The sequence below is a fragment of the Thermodesulfobacteriota bacterium genome, from assembly GCA_026415035.1.
In the GTDB taxonomy this organism is placed as follows: Bacteria; Desulfobacterota; BSN033; order BSN033; family UBA1163; genus RBG-16-49-23.
Map to the genome: position 1 here is coordinate 72264 of JAOAHX010000010.1, position 15848 is coordinate 88111.

16 protein-coding genes are annotated in these 15848 nt (G+C 57.3%); 4 read left to right on the forward strand and 12 right to left on the reverse strand.

Annotated elements, in window-relative coordinates:
* Nucleotides 1–6 precede the first annotated feature (6 nt).
* The 3 genes from N3G78_07850 (at nt 7) to N3G78_07860 (ending at nt 1626) form a co-directional block, all read left to right on the forward strand.
* The gene (locus N3G78_07850) at nt 7–477 is read left to right on the forward strand and encodes a phosphatidylglycerophosphatase A (GenBank protein MCX8117825.1); all 471 of its coding nucleotides are present in this window, start codon (nt 7–9) and stop codon (nt 475–477) included.
* 46 nt (nt 478–523) lie between these two features.
* Complete coding sequence (locus N3G78_07855; protein ID MCX8117826.1) at nt 524–997, forward strand: CinA family protein; 474 nt, start codon at nt 524–526, stop codon at nt 995–997.
* A gap of 140 nt (nt 998–1137) precedes the next feature.
* Nucleotides 1138–1626 (forward strand): PaaI family thioesterase, encoded by a 489-nt coding sequence (locus N3G78_07860; GenBank protein MCX8117827.1) that lies wholly within the window; start codon nt 1138–1140, stop codon nt 1624–1626.
* A gap of 34 nt (nt 1627–1660) precedes the next feature.
* Here the strand turns inward: N3G78_07860 and gltA are convergent, their stop codons facing one another.
* A complete protein-coding gene (gene gltA / locus N3G78_07865) occupies nt 1661–3073 on the reverse strand; it encodes an NADPH-dependent glutamate synthase (GenBank protein ID MCX8117828.1) in 1413 nt (470 codons plus the stop codon).
* Between the two features lie 10 nt (nt 3074–3083).
* Nucleotides 3084–3917: a sulfide/dihydroorotate dehydrogenase-like FAD/NAD-binding protein gene (locus tag N3G78_07870; protein ID MCX8117829.1), complete on the reverse strand. Its 834-nt coding sequence runs from the start codon at nt 3915–3917 to the stop codon at nt 3084–3086.
* 431 nt (nt 3918–4348) lie between these two features.
* Here N3G78_07870 and rpsU point away from each other — a divergent pair, with 431 nt between their 5' ends.
* Nucleotides 4349–4543, forward strand: a complete 195-nt coding sequence (gene rpsU / locus N3G78_07875; protein MCX8117830.1) for a 30S ribosomal protein S21 — start codon at nt 4349–4351, stop codon at nt 4541–4543.
* Between the two features lie 39 nt (nt 4544–4582).
* Here the strand turns inward: rpsU and N3G78_07880 are convergent, their stop codons facing one another.
* From N3G78_07880 to N3G78_07925, 10 genes are all read right to left on the reverse strand, one after another.
* The gene (locus N3G78_07880) at nt 4583–5401 is read right to left on the reverse strand and encodes a hypothetical protein (GenBank protein ID MCX8117831.1); all 819 of its coding nucleotides are present in this window, start codon (nt 5399–5401) and stop codon (nt 4583–4585) included.
* Between the two features lie 58 nt (nt 5402–5459).
* Nucleotides 5460–5792 carry a hypothetical protein gene (locus tag N3G78_07885; protein ID MCX8117832.1) on the reverse strand — a complete coding sequence of 111 codons (333 nt, stop codon included), beginning with the start codon at nt 5790–5792 and terminating at the stop codon, nt 5460–5462.
* Nucleotides 5782–6813 carry an AAA family ATPase gene (locus N3G78_07890; GenBank protein MCX8117833.1) on the reverse strand — a complete coding sequence of 344 codons (1032 nt, stop codon included), beginning with the start codon at nt 6811–6813 and terminating at the stop codon, nt 5782–5784. Before N3G78_07890 ends, N3G78_07885 begins: the two co-directional genes overlap by 11 nt.
* Before the next feature lies 1 nt (nt 6814).
* Nucleotides 6815–7546: a HEAT repeat domain-containing protein gene (locus tag N3G78_07895; GenBank protein ID MCX8117834.1), complete on the reverse strand. Its 732-nt coding sequence runs from the start codon at nt 7544–7546 to the stop codon at nt 6815–6817.
* On the reverse strand, nt 7543–7767 hold the full coding sequence (locus N3G78_07900; GenBank protein MCX8117835.1) for a ribbon-helix-helix domain-containing protein: 225 nt from the start codon (nt 7765–7767) through the stop codon (nt 7543–7545). The genes N3G78_07895 and N3G78_07900 overlap by 4 nt, the downstream gene beginning before the upstream one ends.
* A 174-nt stretch (nt 7768–7941) precedes the next feature.
* Nucleotides 7942–8832 (reverse strand): cation diffusion facilitator family transporter, encoded by an 891-nt coding sequence (locus N3G78_07905; GenBank protein MCX8117836.1) that lies wholly within the window; start codon nt 8830–8832, stop codon nt 7942–7944.
* Nucleotides 8833–8963: 131 nt separating this feature from the next.
* Entirely contained in the window at nt 8964–11321 is a 2358-nt protein-coding gene (locus N3G78_07910) for an FAD-dependent oxidoreductase (protein MCX8117837.1), read from the reverse strand.
* Complete coding sequence (locus tag N3G78_07915; protein ID MCX8117838.1) at nt 11308–13608, reverse strand: xanthine dehydrogenase family protein molybdopterin-binding subunit; 2301 nt, start codon at nt 13606–13608, stop codon at nt 11308–11310. Before N3G78_07915 ends, N3G78_07910 begins: the two co-directional genes overlap by 14 nt.
* A gap of 4 nt (nt 13609–13612) precedes the next feature.
* Complete coding sequence (locus tag N3G78_07920) at nt 13613–14110, reverse strand: (2Fe-2S)-binding protein (GenBank protein ID MCX8117839.1); 498 nt, start codon at nt 14108–14110, stop codon at nt 13613–13615.
* Between the two features lie 5 nt (nt 14111–14115).
* Nucleotides 14116–15702 (reverse strand): long-chain-fatty-acid--CoA ligase, encoded by a 1587-nt coding sequence (locus N3G78_07925; GenBank protein ID MCX8117840.1) that lies wholly within the window; start codon nt 15700–15702, stop codon nt 14116–14118.
* Nucleotides 15703–15848: the final 146 nt, after the last annotated feature.

A 15848-nucleotide genomic window follows, 5' to 3' on the forward strand; every position in this document is an offset into this window, starting at 1 on the left:
CGAAGGGTGGATCGATTCATCCTCTTGCTGGGCACGGGCCTCGGCACCGGTTACGCTCCCTTCGCTCCAGGCACGATGGGGACGCTCCTGGCCATCCCACTCTATTATGGGCTCTCAGAAATTCCCTCCCCCCTCTACGAACTCACGCTGGCCGGCCTTTTCTTTCTCTCCGTTTGGGTGGCTGAGAAGGCCGGCGCCCTTTTGGGTCAAAAAGATGACCCCAGGATCGTCATCGACGAGATCATGGGCTTCTTCGTGACGACCCTCTGGATGCCGAAAACGGTCCTGTTCATCCTCGTCGGCTTCGTCCTCTTTCGTTTTTTCGACATCCTGAAACCCCCTCCGATCCGTCTGATGGAGAAGATGAGAGGGGGCTATGGAGTGGTCCTTGATGATGTCGTGGCTGGCCTCTATGCCAACCTCCTTCTCCATTGGACCGCTTGGATCGCTCCTTCTTTTCAGGCCTTCCTCCCTTAGGGATTCGGGGGAGGTTCGGGGAGGCTATCGGGTGGGGAAGAGATCGTTGGAAAAAATCATCGGAGATCGTTTGCGAGAAAACGGCTGGACCCTCTCCGTCGCCGAATCGTGCACCGGAGGGCTGATCTGCGACCGGATCACGGATGTCCCTGGGAGTTCAGACTACTTCCTGGGCGGGATGGTCAACTACAGCAATGAATCGAAGGCGAAGCACTTGGCGGTGCCGAAGAAGGAGATAGGTAGGTACGGGGCAGTGAGCGCCCAGGTGGCCAAAAGGATGGCCCAAGGCGTTCGAAAGGCCTTTGGCACCACCTTTGGGTTATCCACCACGGGCATCGCCGGTCCCACCGGAGGAACAAGGGAGAAACCGGTCGGCCTCGTCTTCATCGGGGTGGCCCATGGGAGAAAGGCAGAGGTGATTCGGTTGAAGCTGAAAGGTTCGAGGAGGGAGATCAAAGAGAAGTCGGCCGAAGAAGGCCTCCGCTTCCTTTGCAGGATCCTTTTCCAAGGCCAGCCCTAAGAGATCCCATAGGAAGGGGGGCTTCGGAAGCCGAAGCGAACCCCTACGCTGGCCATCGCCTGATTTGCAACCTTTCGGGAAAGGCTCTGGAAGTGGTCTTTTCTCGAGGGGAGGGCGTTTTTCAAGAGGAGAGATACGGGATGGAGGAAAAGGCGCTCACCCCCCAGAGGGTTCGGTACTTGACGAAGGATTACTCCCGGGGATTTATCGGAGATGTGGGGTTTAAGGCGATCCGATTCGGGAGGGGTTATCTCGAATCAAGGTTAAGAATTTTTGATCGCCATCGTCAGCAAGACCATTACATCCACGCCGGGGTGATCGCGACGATGGCCGATCACACGGCAGGATATGCGGCCTTCACCCTCGTTCCCGAAGACCACAGGATCCTGACGATCGAATTCAAGATCAACTTTCTCTGGCCCGCCTATGGAAAGGCCCTCGTCTGCAGGTCGAAAATCGTCAAGGAGGGGAGGCAGATTTTGGTCGGGGAGAGCGAGGTCTTCGACCAGCGCGAGGAGGGCGAGGAGCTGGTTGCCAAGGCCATGGTCACCCTGAGGTCGATCCACCAGAGCAGGATCAAACCGGTCGGGCCGACCTCCTCCAAAAAGAAAGAGGGCAGAGCCTCATAAGGGCCTGCCCTCCCCTTCGATTTTCCAGTCCGATTCAATGGTTCATCAGATACTCGTGGATGGAGTTGGCCGCTTTCCTTCCCGCTCCCATGGCGAGGATGACGGTCGCCGAGCCGGTGACGATATCCCCGCCTGCCCAGACCCCTCTTTTGGACGTCTTTCCGGTCTCGGGATCGGTGACGATGTAGCCCCTCTTGTTCAGTTCGAGGCCTGGCGTGGTGGTGGTGAGAAGGGGGTTGGCACCGGTGCCGATGGCGACGACGGCCAAGTCGCATTCGAGCTGAAATTCCGAGCCCTTGATCGGGATGGGTCTCCGCCTCCCCGACTCGTCCGGCTCGCCCAGTTCCATGCGAAGGCACTCGACGCCCGTCACCCAGCCGTTGTCGTCTCCTAAGAACCGGACGGGGGCGGTCAGGAGGTAGAACTGGACACCCTCCTCCTCGGCATGATGGATCTCCTCGATTCGGGCGGGCATCTCCTCCCTCGATCTCCGATAGATGATGCGGACGGTATCGGCGCCCAGGCGGATGGCGGTTCGAGCCGCATCCATGGCCACGTTTCCCGCTCCGAAGACGGCCACGTTCTTCCCCCGGGCGATGGGAGTGTCGTACTGGGGAAAGAGGTAGGCCTTCATCAGGTTGGATCGGGTCAGATACTCGTTGGCCGAGTAGATGCCACAGAAATTCTCGCCGGGAATGTTTAAAAACGTCGGAAGGCCAGCTCCCAGCCCTAAGAAGACGGCATCGTACTCTTGGAGGAGTTCATCGACGGTCTCGATCCTGCCGATGACGCAGTTGCATTCGATTTTAACGCCCAACTGCTCCAGGTAGTTGACCTCGGCCTGGACGATATCCTTGGGCAGACGAAATTCGGGGATGCCGTAGATGAGGACGCCCCCTGGTTTATGGAGGGCCTCGAAGATGGTCACCTCGTGTCCCTTCAGGATGAGGTCTCCGGCCACGGTCAGGCCCGCAGGGCCTGAACCCACGACGGCCACCTTCTTCCCCGTGGACGGTGCCTTCTCTGGGATGAAGATCTGTCCCTTCTCCCGTTCCCAGTCGGCGGCAAATCGCTCGAGGCGGCCGATGGCCACCGGCTCGTCCTTCTTCCCGACGATGCAGAGCTTTTCGCACTGGTCCTCCTGGGGACAGACCCTTCCGCAGATGGCTGGCAGACTGTTCCGTTCCTTCAGTTTTCTGGCAGCGCCGACGAAGTCGCCCTCGAGGATCAGCTTGATGAAGGCCGGGATGTCGATCTCGACCGGACACCCCTCGATGCACTTCGGTTTCTTACACTGGATGCAACGGCTCGCCTCCAACTGGGCCAGCTCGGGCGTATACCCGTAAGGGACCTCGTTGAAATTCTTCGCCCTCACCTTGGGGTCCTGTTCGGGCATCTTCTGTCTCGGGATTTTCACTTTCTCCTTTTTCTCTTTTTCTTCGGCCATCTTCCTTCCCCTATCGTCCCAACTCTTTAAACCGATCCATGGAGATCTTCTCTTCGGTCAGATAGGCCCTCTGCCGTTTGATCAGCTCGTCGTAGTCGACTAAATGGCCATCGAATTCCGGGCCATCCACGCAGCAGAACATCGTCTTTCCCCCAACGGTGACCCGGCAGGCCCCGCACATCCCCGTGGCATCGACCATGATGGGGTTGAGGCTCACCATCGTCTTCACCCCGTACTCTTTCGTCATCTTGCAGAGGAACTTCATCATGGGCACCGGCCCGATCCCCACCACCAGTTTCACCTCCTTTTGCTCATCGAGGATCTTCTTGAGGACATCGGTGACGAAACCATGGTGGCCATAACTTCCGTCATCGGTCGTCACCCTCAGATCGTGGCTGGCCGCCCTCATCTCCTCCTCGAGGATGAGAAGGTCCTTGGTCCGAGCGCCGATGATGGCGATGACATGATTCCCCGCCTCCTTGAAGGCCCTGGTGATGGGATAGACCACAGCCACCCCTGTCCCGCCACCCACGCAGACCACGGTTCCGAGATTTTCGATATGGGTGGGCCTTCCGAGGGGTCCGATAATGTCTTGAATCGTATCGCCCACGTTGAAGGTTCTCAAAAGGGCCGTGCTTTTTCCGACCACCTGAAAGATGAGATCGATCGTCCCATTGACCGGATCTGTCCCGGCCATGGTCAGGGGGATTCGCTCACCGGTCTCGTTGGCCCTCAAGACGACAAATTGACCAGGTTTCGCCTTCCTGGCAATCCTTGGGGCTTCTACCTTGAAATGACAGACGGTATTTTCGGCCATCTCCCTTTTGAATGTGATCCTGAACAAGGCTCCTCCCCTTTCTGAAAAATATTTCACAAAGCCCGCTAATATATAAACCACCCCACCTCCGAAGTCAATCATCAAATTCCGACCGGTCTCATGGGCGTTTGGTCGAGGCCCCCCTAGTTTCGGAAGTTCTTGACAACCCTTAAAAATTCAATTATAAATGAAATTAACCAATTCTTGGAAAAGACGGCCTGAACTGAATAAAAAGTTTTTGGGGACCCCCAGAGACTCTTTAGGAAGTCCTGGGGGTTTTTAATTTTAAGGAGAAGAGGGGTGGGCCAGGGCGATTTCCCTCCACAACGGCCCCTCCTTCATGGAACCTTCCCTCAGGGTGAACGAGGCGAAACCTCAAAAACAGCGACGAGGCCTCTCCAAGGGAGGTCCGAGAGGTCGAAAGCGGTCGCAATCAAGCAAGAAAGAAGGGGGAACCTTTGGAAGTCAAAGTTCAGAACGATCAGATCGAACATGCGATCAAGGCCTTGAAACGACAGCTCGCCAAGGACGGCATACTCAAGGAGTTGAAGAAGAGGAGGGCCTATGAAAAGCCCTCCGTGAAGAAGAAGCGAAAACAACAGGAGGCCAGAAGGAGAAGGCAGAAGGCCGCGCGCCGACGGTTTTCGAGGTAGGGGGCTTTTCGGTCCAGGCCGGGAGGCCTTTGGGGGAAGTTACTCCGGATTGGCCGAAAGGCTATAAAAGGTTTGCTTGTAAGAGTCTCTTAAGAGGGTCAGCGACTCTTTGATCTCGTTGAAAGATCGCTTCAAGGCCTCATATCTCTGTTCCAACTCTGTCTTTTGGGCAAAGGTCTCCTCGAGCCGGGCCTGGAGTTCCCGGTTCTCCTCCCTAATATAAGAGATCTCCCGTTCATTCATCCTTCCTTTTATCTTCGAAAGTTCACTCATTTCGATCTGAGCTTCCAGCTCGCGGACTCTGGCCAAGGCCTCTTCCTTTTCGGAAAGGGCCTTTAAGAGTTCCTCCCTTGTGGCTTTCAGTTCCTGTTGCACCTCTCGGAGCTTCCGGAGGGCTTCGTCGTTTTCCTCTTTGAGGTAGGCGAGTTCGGTCTGGGCCTCTTTGTATTTCTGGAGCTCCCTTTTCTCATTCTCCAAGGCCGCTTTCAAGGCCTTATTCTCCAGGGTGAGCTGATGGAGGGTCTTCTGCTTATGGCCGAGGTCCATCTCGAGGGCCTTCTGGGTTCGGCTGGAGACGAGGAGCTGGGTATGGAGGTCTTCGATCAATTTGAGCACCTCCAGGTCTTGGCCGGGAGGGGTCTCCGAGGGAGAAGAAGGCAAAGGGGAGACCCTTTTTTCGGGGGAGGCCCGCAGGGGATCCCCTTCCAGAGGTTCCTCGGCGGAGATCTCCTCCAGAGGAAGGAATCCTTTGGAATCTTCCGGAGGGGGCGATTCGGCCGACTTCTTCATCTTGGGCATCTTCTCCGCCACGCTCCGGTCAAACCCATCGGCCGTCATCACCTGCGTCTTGATCGCCATCTTTAACGTCCTCCTCTCTGTTCTTCAGAAAAACCAGTCGGTTCGTCCCTCTCCTCCCTCACTTAAGCCTCTCTTTCATGTATTCCTCCATGGTCTTCAACATCTCGATGATCTTCTCGACCTCTGTCTTCACCTTGACGATCTCCTCGAGGACCCGGTTCGCCCGTTTCAGGTCGTACTCCAGGGCAGACCGTATCGTCAGGGAGGAACGGAGTTCGGAGTAGAGCGTATGGATTCGATCGGCGATCTCCTCCTTTCGGGACTCTTCGGCCAATCGCTTGAGGGGAGAGACCACCTTGGGCTCGGTGACGTCCCAGGGTTTTTCGATGGGATCTTTATTGTGGGTGTTGGGAAATTTTTGGGCCACATTGTTGGTGAATTCATCGGTCATGTCCGTTTCCTTTCATCCAGAAGATTTCTTCGATCAAGTCTTCGATATCCTGAGCCCCCTTCGAGGCCTGGTCGAAGAGGAAGATGGGCCTTCCCTGGCTGGTGGCCTCTGCGATCTTGGTATCCTGTCGAACGACCGTGTTGAGGAGGTACTTTTTATAGTGGGTCTCCAAGGCTTTTTTGGAGCGCCTGCAGATCCGGTGAGATTCGTTGTAGCGGTTTAGGAAGATGAAGATATTTTCGAAGACGAAGGAGAAATCCTCCTCGATGGTGGAGAGGGTTTCAAAGAGGATCTTCAGGCCATGATAGGAGAGAAAGTCGGCCAGGACCGGGATGAGGAGATCGTTGGAGGCCAGAATGGCATTGAGGTTGAGGAGGCCGATGCTGGGAGAGGCATCCATCACGATGACGTCGTAGCTCTTCTCCAGGGGTTGGAGAAGGCGTTTCAGCCGGAACTCCCTGGAGTTCATGGAGAAGAGGGAGAGCTCCACGGGCGAGAGGTTCAGGTTCGAGGGGATGATGTCGAGCGTGGCAAGATCCGTTTTGACGATGATCTTTTCGACCTCCTCCCTTTCGACCAGGGCGTTATAGAGGGTTTTGGAGTAGTGTTCGTTGTTCAGGCCCAAACACTGGGTGAGGTGTCCCTGGGGATCGAGGTCGATGAGAAGGACCCTGAACCCCATCTGGGCCAGGCGAAATCCGTAGGAGGCTGAGAGGGAGCTCTTCCCCGTCCCGCCCTTGAAGTTGAGGAAGAGCTGTTTTCGGACCGACGAGATGGGAAGGGGAAGGGAGAGGTATTGGCGATAGGCGATCACATCCTCCGGTTTATAATATCTCTCTTTCCGTTCATTCCTCTTTGCCGGCGGGAGGATGCCCAGGGACTCTTTTTCGAAGAGTTCCTCTTTTGAAATTCCGAGGAGCTTGGCGAAGACCTGGGCAGAGTAGACCCGGTCGCCCAGGATCTGGGCTTTTAACGGGGCAGAGGAACCTGAGGCAGGGGCCATCAATTTTTCGGACTCCATCTCATCCCTTGTCTGCGTGTGAGGCCTTCAGGGGCCTTTCGAGGATCCGATTTAATTCTTCCCTTGCCCACCGACGGACCTCCGGATCCGCATCTTTCATGGCCTCGAGCAGACGTTCCTCACCTTCCTCAGGGTGAGACGTGAGCAGAGAGGAGAGGGCCGCCTTTCTCACCCTTGCATCTTTATCCTTAGAGAGCGCCACGAGGATGGGAAAGTCACCTTCGACCGGATTCCATCCCAGCAGGGTGGCCACCTTTCTCCTCACCCAAGGGGACTCGTCACTTAAAAACTGCATGAGGAGGTTTAAGTCCATCTTCTCTTTGAACCGAAATATCCCTTTGAGGGCCACCAATCTGACCCTCGGGTCGGGGTCCTTCAAATACTTTTTGAGAAACGGAGAGACGATGGGATTGCCAAAGGTGATCAGCATGGAGAGGGCTTCGGCCCTCACCCCTCCGTCGGGATCGGAGAGGATTTCCTGGAGAAGGGGTACGGGAAGGGACAGGTGGGATTTTTCAAGGTAATATTTTATGGCGAGCACCCTGATCTTTGGATCAGGATGCTTGAGGTCTGATATGGCCTGCTTCAACCTCTGGAGGACCACAAGGGATTCGGAGAACTTCGACTCTAAATCCCCTCTCTCTGCAAGATCGGGTGAGGGAGATCTTGAAGCCCAGGCATTCTCTTCGGCTTCGTTCGATTTCAAATAGATCAGTCGAAAACGGTCGGTCAATTGGATTTCTCCTCGGAACCCTGCTCTTTTTGACTCCCCTTCTCTTTCCCACCGGCCTTGAAATCGAATTTCAATTGTTCAGAATATTTATCGAGAAGCATGTCCAGGGCCTCCCTCACGTAGACCGCCTGGGGAACTTTTGTCCTGTCGGAGAGCCTTTTTAAGGCCTCCACTTGATCGCTATTGATATAGATCGTTCTGGCAACCTTTGTCTGGGACAAGGATCTTCCCTCCAACAGTTTGAGTTACAATATAATACAATACATATATTGTCAAGGACAAAATTGAACACCCTATCCGCTCCCTAATCCCGTTGAATTTTAAGATTTTTTGATAACCCGGAGCTTTGTGAAGTTCCCTGCCAAGGGGATCCTACAAGGAGTTTCTTCAAAGGGTTATCCGTTATTTCCTCGGGTCTTGATCTCCAAAGGTTCGATATGGACCACCACATCGGTCACCCCTGGAAACTCCCTCTTTATTTTATTCTCAATGGCATTGGAAAGGTGGTGGGCTTTATGGACATCCATTGCTCGGTCAACGAGGACATGAAGATCCATATGGATATCATCTACCCGTCCTCTGCTCCGGATTTTATGGCATTCCTTTACCCCTCGAATCCCGAGGACGATCCTTTCCACTTCCTGGACAGGGATGGCGATGGCGTCACTGAGCACGCGGGTGGTCTCCCGGAGGATTTGGACCGCGGCATATCCGATAAAGAGGGCCACAAGAAGGGAGACGATGGGGTCGATGATGGGATAACCCAGCTTGACCGCGAGGAGGGCGATGAGGACCGAAAAGGAGGTGAGGAGGTCCGCCCGGGTGTGGAGCGAGTCGGAGAGGAGAAGATCGCTATTGAGCTCCCTTCCTTTTTTGGTTTCAAAATACACGGTCCATAGATTGACCGTGATGGTGAGGCTCATCACCAAGAAGGAGTCGGGGCCTACGAGGGGCACCATCGGTCTCAGGAGCCTGCCGATCCCCTCTCGGATGACATTGAAGCAGAAAAGGAAGAGAAGGGCAGCGACGGCCATTGCGGTAAGGGTCTCATATTTTTTGTGGCCATAAGGATGAGTGGGATCGACGGGGCGGGAGGCCATCCAGAGGCCCAGGAGCCCCACAAGGTTGGAGGATCCGTCTGAGAGGGAGTGGAAACCATCCGCCGTCATGCTCGTCGATCGGATCCTCCACCCGTAAAGGAGTTTTACGAGGGCGACCCCCAAATTGAGGAGGAGGGTGAATAACAGAACACGGCCGATTTGGCGATAGCGGCTTCCGGTGTCCAATGCCTACTCCCGTTGGTGTCTTAAAAAACGAGCTTCTTCCATCGGCCCATCCCTTTCGAGGAGAAGGGTTCATCGAGCCGAGCTGCCTCCCTCCGAAGTAGGCCTCCTCGTTGGAGGCTGGGTTGATGGAGTCAGGGAGATGAGGCTTCCAAGAGGGCCCGTTTGATCAGGGTCTTGGTGATCTCGACCTTATAAAGATTCATCGGCAGAGGGACGGCACTTGTGACGGCCCGTTGAGCTGCAGCAGAGGCAAGCTCCTCGTCGATGGGATGGCCGATGAGGGCCTCCTCGGCGGCCTTGGCCCGAATGGGCTCCGGTGCCACACCTCCGAGGGCGATGGATGCCCCCGCACATTTTCCGTTTTCGATTCTGAGGACCGAGGCGACGCTCACGATCCCGAAGTCGACCGGTGTCCTCAAGGTGAATTTTAGGAAGCTTTGTCTGGAGCCGTCTCTGCGAATCGGGATCTGAACCTCCTTGACCACTTCCTCCGGTTCGAGAAGGGTCGAACGGGTGGCGGTTGCGGTGAAGAAGTCCTGGGCATCGATCGTCCTCTTGGAGGTGACGACCCTGGCCTCGAGGGCGGTGAGGACGACGCCGAGGTCAGAAGGGGTGACGGCGATGCAACCGCAGTGGAAGCAGCGGCTCGCTTCGGTCTCGATCTCCTTCGGGTCGAGACTTCCCACCTCCTCCTTTTCCATCGTTTTTAGACGTTCGGCGACGGACAACAGGGGAAGCCTGACCCGGGAGGCCTCAACGAAGGAGGCGCTTGCATAGGGGGATTCTGACCTCCCCGTCGAAGGGAAGAGCGATTTGCCGCTCAAGGACCTCTCGATGAGATCCGCAGCCTCCCTGGCCGAGGCGATGGCCTTTACCACCGTGGAGGGACCGCTTACGAGATCGCCCCCGGCAAAGAGGTTCTTTCCGAGCCAGAGGGCCGATGAATCCGTTTTAGACACCTTCTTTCGGAATTGGGCCGGGAGGAGAGAGAGATCTGGCTCTTCTCCCACGGCCTTGATGATCGCATCGAAGGGGGCGGTGAAATCAGAACCTTTTATGGGGATGGGCTTGGGGCGACCTGAGGCATCCGGAGGGCCAAGCCTAATCCGGATAGATTTTAGAAGGAAATCCCCTTCCCTTTTAACGATCTCCGTGGGCTGGGCAAGGAACTCGAATGCGACCCCCTCCTCAGCGGCCCTCTCCACCTCGTCCTTGAAGGCGGGCATCTCGGCCCGGGTGCGGCGATAGATCACGACCGGCTCTCCTCCAAGCCTCCGGAGGGTGCGGGCCACATCGATGGCCACATTGCCGCCTCCGATAACGGCCACCCTCTTTCCCGGGAGCTCTCGGAGCCCCTCGTTCACCCGGTTCAGGAATTGAAGGCCAGAGAGGGCGTATCGTTCGGCCTCGATGCCGAGGGGCCTCTCCTTCCAGGCCCCGGTCGCAAGGAAGACGGCATCGAAGTCTTTCATCAACGATGATAGGGGTAGCTCTTTTCCAACAGGGATGCCCACCTTGAACTTGACCCCCATCGCCTTCAAGGCCTCGATCTGCCTTCTCACGATCTCTTTGGGCAACCGGTAAGCCGGGATGCTGTAAAGAAGCATCCCGCCAGGCTCTGAAGCCCTCTCAAATACCGTGATCCGATGACCCGCTCTCCGGAGGTAGTAGGCCGCTGCCAACCCGGCAGGTCCGGAGCCGACGATGGCGATGGATCTGCCTCCCTTCTTCTTTGGTGATGCGTAAAATTCGTCCCTCCTCTCGAGGACCCAGTCGCCAAGGAAGCGTTCGATGCTCCGGATGGCGACGGGTTCATCGAATTGGGTCCGGTTGCATTCCGGCTCGCAGAAGATAGGACAGACCCTTCCCGTGATGGCCGGCATGGGATTGAAGTCAAGAAGGATCCGGGCCGCCTCCGCGAGATCGCCCCTCCTCATCTCCTTCAAGAAGGCGGGGATATTTGTATGAGCCGGACAATTTGAGGTACAAGGGTAGGACAAAAGGGGGGCTGCGCCGAATATGGAGTGATATCTGTGGTCTCCGGTCAAGGCGTTACAGAGCGTTCCCCCTTTTCGAAGGCAGAGGATCCTTCCGCCGAGGTGATCGGGATAGCGATAATACCAGCAACGGACATCCTGACAGAGATTTCCGCCGAGGGTGGCGACGTTTCGGATCTGGGGGGTGGCTACCGAGCGGGCCGCATCGACCAGGGCCTTGCAATTCTCTTTGAGCAGAGGGGAACGGACGATATCGGAGAGCTTGGTCAAGGCCCCGATCTTCACCAGACCTTTCTCCTCTTTGATGTAGTCGAGGTCTGGGAGGGTCTTGATGTTGATGACGACTTCGGGATAATCCGGAAGGCACTCCGCCTTGAGGGTCGGGATCAGGTCGGTGCCCCCTGCATTGAGGACCGCCTTTCCTTCGTACTCTTTGAGGAGGGCCGAGGCCTCTTCGACGGTCTGTGCGTGAAGATGCCTAAAGGGTCTCATCTCGGACCTCCTTTCTGACCCCCCCAGGGATCTTTCCCAGGGCCTTGAGCACCCTCTCCGGTGTGACCGGATATTCGTGCATCCAGACGCCGAGGGCGTTCGAAACGGCCATGAGCACGGCCGCCGGGCCAGGGGAGGTGGCGATTTCGCCCACGCCCACCGCATGGAACCGGTGGCTCGGGATGGGCGTTTCGAAGACGACATTCTCGATGGGAGGGAGCTCCGAGAAGGTCCGCCACTTGTAATCGATCATGTTGGCGTTGAGGATATGGCCCGTCCTCCGGTCGAGGATCGTCTCTTCGAAGATGGCGCTGTCGATGCCTCCCGAGCCGAGACATCCGTTGAGCTGGCCTTCGATGCCCAAGGGATCGATCACCTGGCCGACGTCCGTGGCATTGACGACCCTCACCAAAGTGACCTTTCCCGTCTCCGTATCGACCTCGACCTCCACAAAGCTCATCATGCAGTTCGACAGGGTGTAGTCGGGTTCGAACCTTCCGTATCCCGTGATCGTCCGGTCCACGCCGATCGCCTTCCAGGAGATCCTCCTCTCGGGTCGGCCCTTGACGAAGACGACCCCATCCTCTGTCTCGAGCTCCGATGGATCGGCCTGAAGCTTGGGAGCCAGGAGCTCGAAGAGCTTCCTCCGGGCATCCTCCGCCGCGGCGATCACCGCCCCTCCGATCGCATAGGTCCCCCTGGAACCGGCCGGTCCAAATTCATAGGGATTGATCAACGAATCGGAAGGGGTGATGGAGACCTTCTCGATGGGAATCTGCAGGACCTCGGCCACCATCCTGACGAAGTTGGTCCTCTGCCCGGTCCCGTGTTCGGTGACGCACGAAAAGAGCATGGCCGTGCCATCGGGATGGAGCCGGACGTAGGCTTCGGAGGCGTCCTCGCCGATATCGGCATTGCCGTGGACACCCACCCCGACCCCCCTCCTTTTGGGGCCCTCCACCGAGGTCGGTTTTAACCACCCTTTCCACTTCTCCTCCCAGCCGAACCGCCTGGCCCCCTCCTCCATCGCCCTCGAAAAGTCGAGGCCTCGGTAGGTGTACCAGAGCCCGTCTCGCCAGAAGTATCCGTCGCCGGGCTTGACGAAGTTCTTCTTGAGAAACTGGAAGGGATCGATCTCCAGCCGCTCCATGGCCAGGCTCAGGATGGGGATGAGGGTACACTTCAGTTCCTGGCCCCCGAAGCCGCGGACGATGCCCGAGGCGTTCCGGTTGGTGCAGACGATGACGGGCTTAAGATTCCAGTTGGGACAGCGGACAGCGATCTGGACCTCGCCACAGCCCACGGCCACCTGGGATTGGGTGGTCATCGAGTAATATCCCGTGTCGATGAGCCAAGTCCCTGAAATGGCGGTCACCGTCCCGTCCCGTTTCATGCCGACCTTGGCCTTCATCCGGCAGCCGATCCGCATCGTGAAGGTGGCCAGATGCTCCTCCTTGGTGAAGACGAGTTTGACCGGTTTTCCCGTGGCCCGGCTCAAAAGGGCGGCATAGGTCTGGACCTGCCATGACATGAATTTCGACCCATAGCTTCCGCCGCAGGGGCCGCCGATCGTCCTCACCTCGACCTTCCTTCCCATCACATGGTGGAGGGTGATCTTGTCCATGTAGGAGGCCTGATTGGAGACCCAGAGCGTCACCTTGTTCGGTTCCTCCCAAAGGGCAATGGCTCCGGGCGGTTCGGGAGGGAGGGGATTGGGGAGGTTTTCGTAGCTGAAAGTCCCTTCGGTGATGACATCGGCCTCCTGAAATCCCTTCTCCACATCGCCCATCACGACCTCCTGGAGGGCCTTGGGGCCGAAGAAGGGAACCCCAGGCGTGACGACATTTCCAGGAAATTCCTCATAAAGCTGGGGCGCGCCAGGCTTTAAGGCCTCTTCCATATCGAAGACCGCTGGGAGGATCTCGTACTCGACCTCGATCAAACTTAGGGCCTTCCTGGCGACCTCCTCGCTTGTGGCCGCCACAAGGGCGACCGCATCTCCCACGTAGCGGACCTTCCTGTCGAGGATGCGGGTCGCACGGGGGGTGCCGCCTCGCCACTCCGGGACATCTTCATAGGTGAGAATGGCTTCCACTCCTTCGAGCTTCTCGGCCTTTCCCTTGTCGATCCTCTTGATCAGGGCATGGGCGTGGGGGCTTCTCAGGACCTTTCCGTAAAGCATTCCAGGGATCTTCAGATCGTTCAGGAACTTCGCCCCGCCCGTGACGATCTCCTCGGCGTCTCTCCTGGGCATGGCCTTGCCGATATAACGGTACGTCTTCTCCATCTCCCTACCTCGTTAGGCCCGAAGCGGCCCTCACGGCCCTGACCACCTGATAGTGGGCGATGCACCTGCAGAAGTTTCCCGAGAGGGCCTCCTTCACCTCGTCCTCCGTGGGATTTGGATTCTCCATCAGGAGGGCCTTTGCGCTCATGAGGATTCCGGGGGTGCAGAAGCCGCACTGGAAGGCGGAGTGGTCGATGAAGGCCTGCTGGAGGGGATCGAGGGCTCCGGTCTCCGGGTCCTTCAGGCCCTCGATGGTGGTGATCCTTCTTCCGTCGCACTCGACGGTCAGGGTGAGGCAAGAGAGGATCGCCCGGCCCTCCATCAACACCGTGCAGCATCCGCAGGCGCCGTGGCCGCAGGAGACCTTCGTTCCCGTCAACCCGAGGGTTTCGCGCAAGGTATGGGCAAGGGTATGGGAGGGTTTGACCTGATGGGGTCTTTCACCTACCTCGAACTGGTGGGTCTGGCCGTTGACGATCAGCCTCACCCTCTTCTGTCTCATCCCTTTCATCCCCGGTTCTCCTTTTCGGTCTTTAAACGATATCTTTCTCGCAACTCCTTCTTCAGGACCTTGCCCTGGGGGCTCTTTGGGAGGGAGGAGACGAACTCCACGGACCTCGGGGCCTTGAAACCTGCGATCCGTTCTTTACAGAACCGGATGATCTCCTCGGCGCTGGCCCTTGCCCCTTCCTTGAGGACGATGAGGGCATGGACCCTCTCAACCCACTTCTCGTCTGGGAGGCCAATGACCGCCGCCTCCAGGACCGCGGGATGCCGGTAGAGGACCTCCTCCACCTCCCTCGGATAGACGTTTTCGCCTCCCGAGATGATCATCTCCTTCTTCCGGTCGACGATGTAGAGGTAGCCACGCTCATCATAATAACCCATGTCTCCGGTGTGTAGCCACCCCTCTTTGATCGTCTCGGCCGTAAGTTCGGGCTTTCTCCAGTAACCCGACATGATCCATCGGCTCCGGACGATGATCTCGCCCACCTCGAAGGGTTCGAGATCCCTTCCCTCTTCGTCGACGATCCGGACATGGACGCCGAGGCAGGGCTTTCCGCAGGAGGCAAGGACCCTTTGCTCCGTTTCCGTTTTAGAGATCGCCTTGTGGTCCTCCACGGTAAGGATGGTGATGTCAGGGCCTGACTCGGACTGACCATAGCCCTGTCCAAAGATGGGGCCGAATCGGGCGATCCCCCTCTTGAGCAGCTCAATGGGCATCGGGGAGGCCGCATACCAGATCTGTTTGAGACTGCTGAGGTCGTACCGATCGAGGTCCGGCAAGGCGAGGATGGCCACCAGATGGGTCGGGACGATGTGGAGGTCGGTCGCCCTTTCGTTCTGGATCGTCAGAAGGGTTGCCGAGGGATCGAAGGATCGATTCGTCATGATCACGTTGGTTGCGCCGATCAGGAAGAAGGCCCAGAAATGGGACCATCCGCCGATGTGGAAGAGGGGAAGGATCATCACGTGTCGGTCCTGATGTCTCAGGCCCGCGGTCAGGATCTTCGTCCTCGCCTCTTCGATCTTCTTCTGGTGGGTGTAGAGGGCGGCCCGGGGGATGCCCGTGGTGCCGCTGGTGTAGAAGAGGATGAAGGGGTCATCTTCCTCCACGTCGGTCTCCGGTTCGGTGTCGGAGAAGCGGCCAAGGAGGTCGTCGTAGAAGGCCATCCCGGCTGCTTCTTCCTCGAGGGAGACGTAGTGGTCAATCCCGGGCAGGCGGTCTTTGAGGGAATTCACCAGGGGGATGAGCTCCTTTCCGACGAAGAGGATCTTCGCCCCGGAATCATGGATGATCTCGACGAGCTCTCCCGGCTGAAGCCTTGGGCTAAAGGGCACGGCGATGAAGCCGCCCTTCATGGCCGCTCCATTCACCTCGGCGCACTCAAGGCAGTTCCAGGAGAGGAGGCCGATGCCATCGCCCTTCTTCAGGCCCATCGCTTGAAGGGCATGGATGAGCCGGTTCACCTTGGCATTGAAGGCCGAGAAGGTGACCCTTTTGGAACCGTAGATAAAAGCCTCTTTTTCGGGGTAGAGGAGGGCATTCCGGTATAGGAGGTCGGCATAGGTGCCGATCTTGTATCGACTCAATTCTTTGAGAAGGAATTTCTTGGACGTTCGATTCCCCAAAGGGAAATTTGAAAGATGGCCAAGGAGTGCCGAGGCCATTGCCCAAATAAAATTCGGTCTTCTGCAGGTTTGACCTTCTGCTGAAGACCGTAAAAACTACTCACATT

Excerpts from the sequence above, each read along its gene's own strand:
- N3G78_07860 (MCX8117827.1), top strand. The coding sequence starts at position 1,138 with ATGGAGGAAAAGGCGCTCACCCCCCAGAGGGTTCGGTACTTGACGAAG.
- N3G78_07915 (MCX8117838.1), bottom strand. The coding sequence starts at position 13,608 with ATGGAGAAGACGTACCGTTATATCGGCAAGGCCATGCCCAGGAGAGAC.
- N3G78_07890 (MCX8117833.1), bottom strand. The coding sequence starts at position 6,813 with ATGGAGTCCGAAAAATTGATGGCCCCTGCCTCAGGTTCCTCTGCCCCG.
- N3G78_07920 (MCX8117839.1), bottom strand. The coding sequence starts at position 14,110 with ATGAGACAGAAGAGGGTGAGGCTGATCGTCAACGGCCAGACCCACCAG.
- gltA (MCX8117828.1), bottom strand. The coding sequence starts at position 3,073 with ATGGCCGAAGAAAAAGAGAAAAAGGAGAAAGTGAAAATCCCGAGACAG.
- N3G78_07880 (MCX8117831.1), bottom strand. The coding sequence starts at position 5,401 with ATGGCGATCAAGACGCAGGTGATGACGGCCGATGGGTTTGACCGGAGC.
- N3G78_07885 (MCX8117832.1), bottom strand. The coding sequence starts at position 5,792 with ATGACCGATGAATTCACCAACAATGTGGCCCAAAAATTTCCCAACACC.
- N3G78_07910 (MCX8117837.1), bottom strand. The coding sequence starts at position 11,321 with ATGAGACCCTTTAGGCATCTTCACGCACAGACCGTCGAAGAGGCCTCG.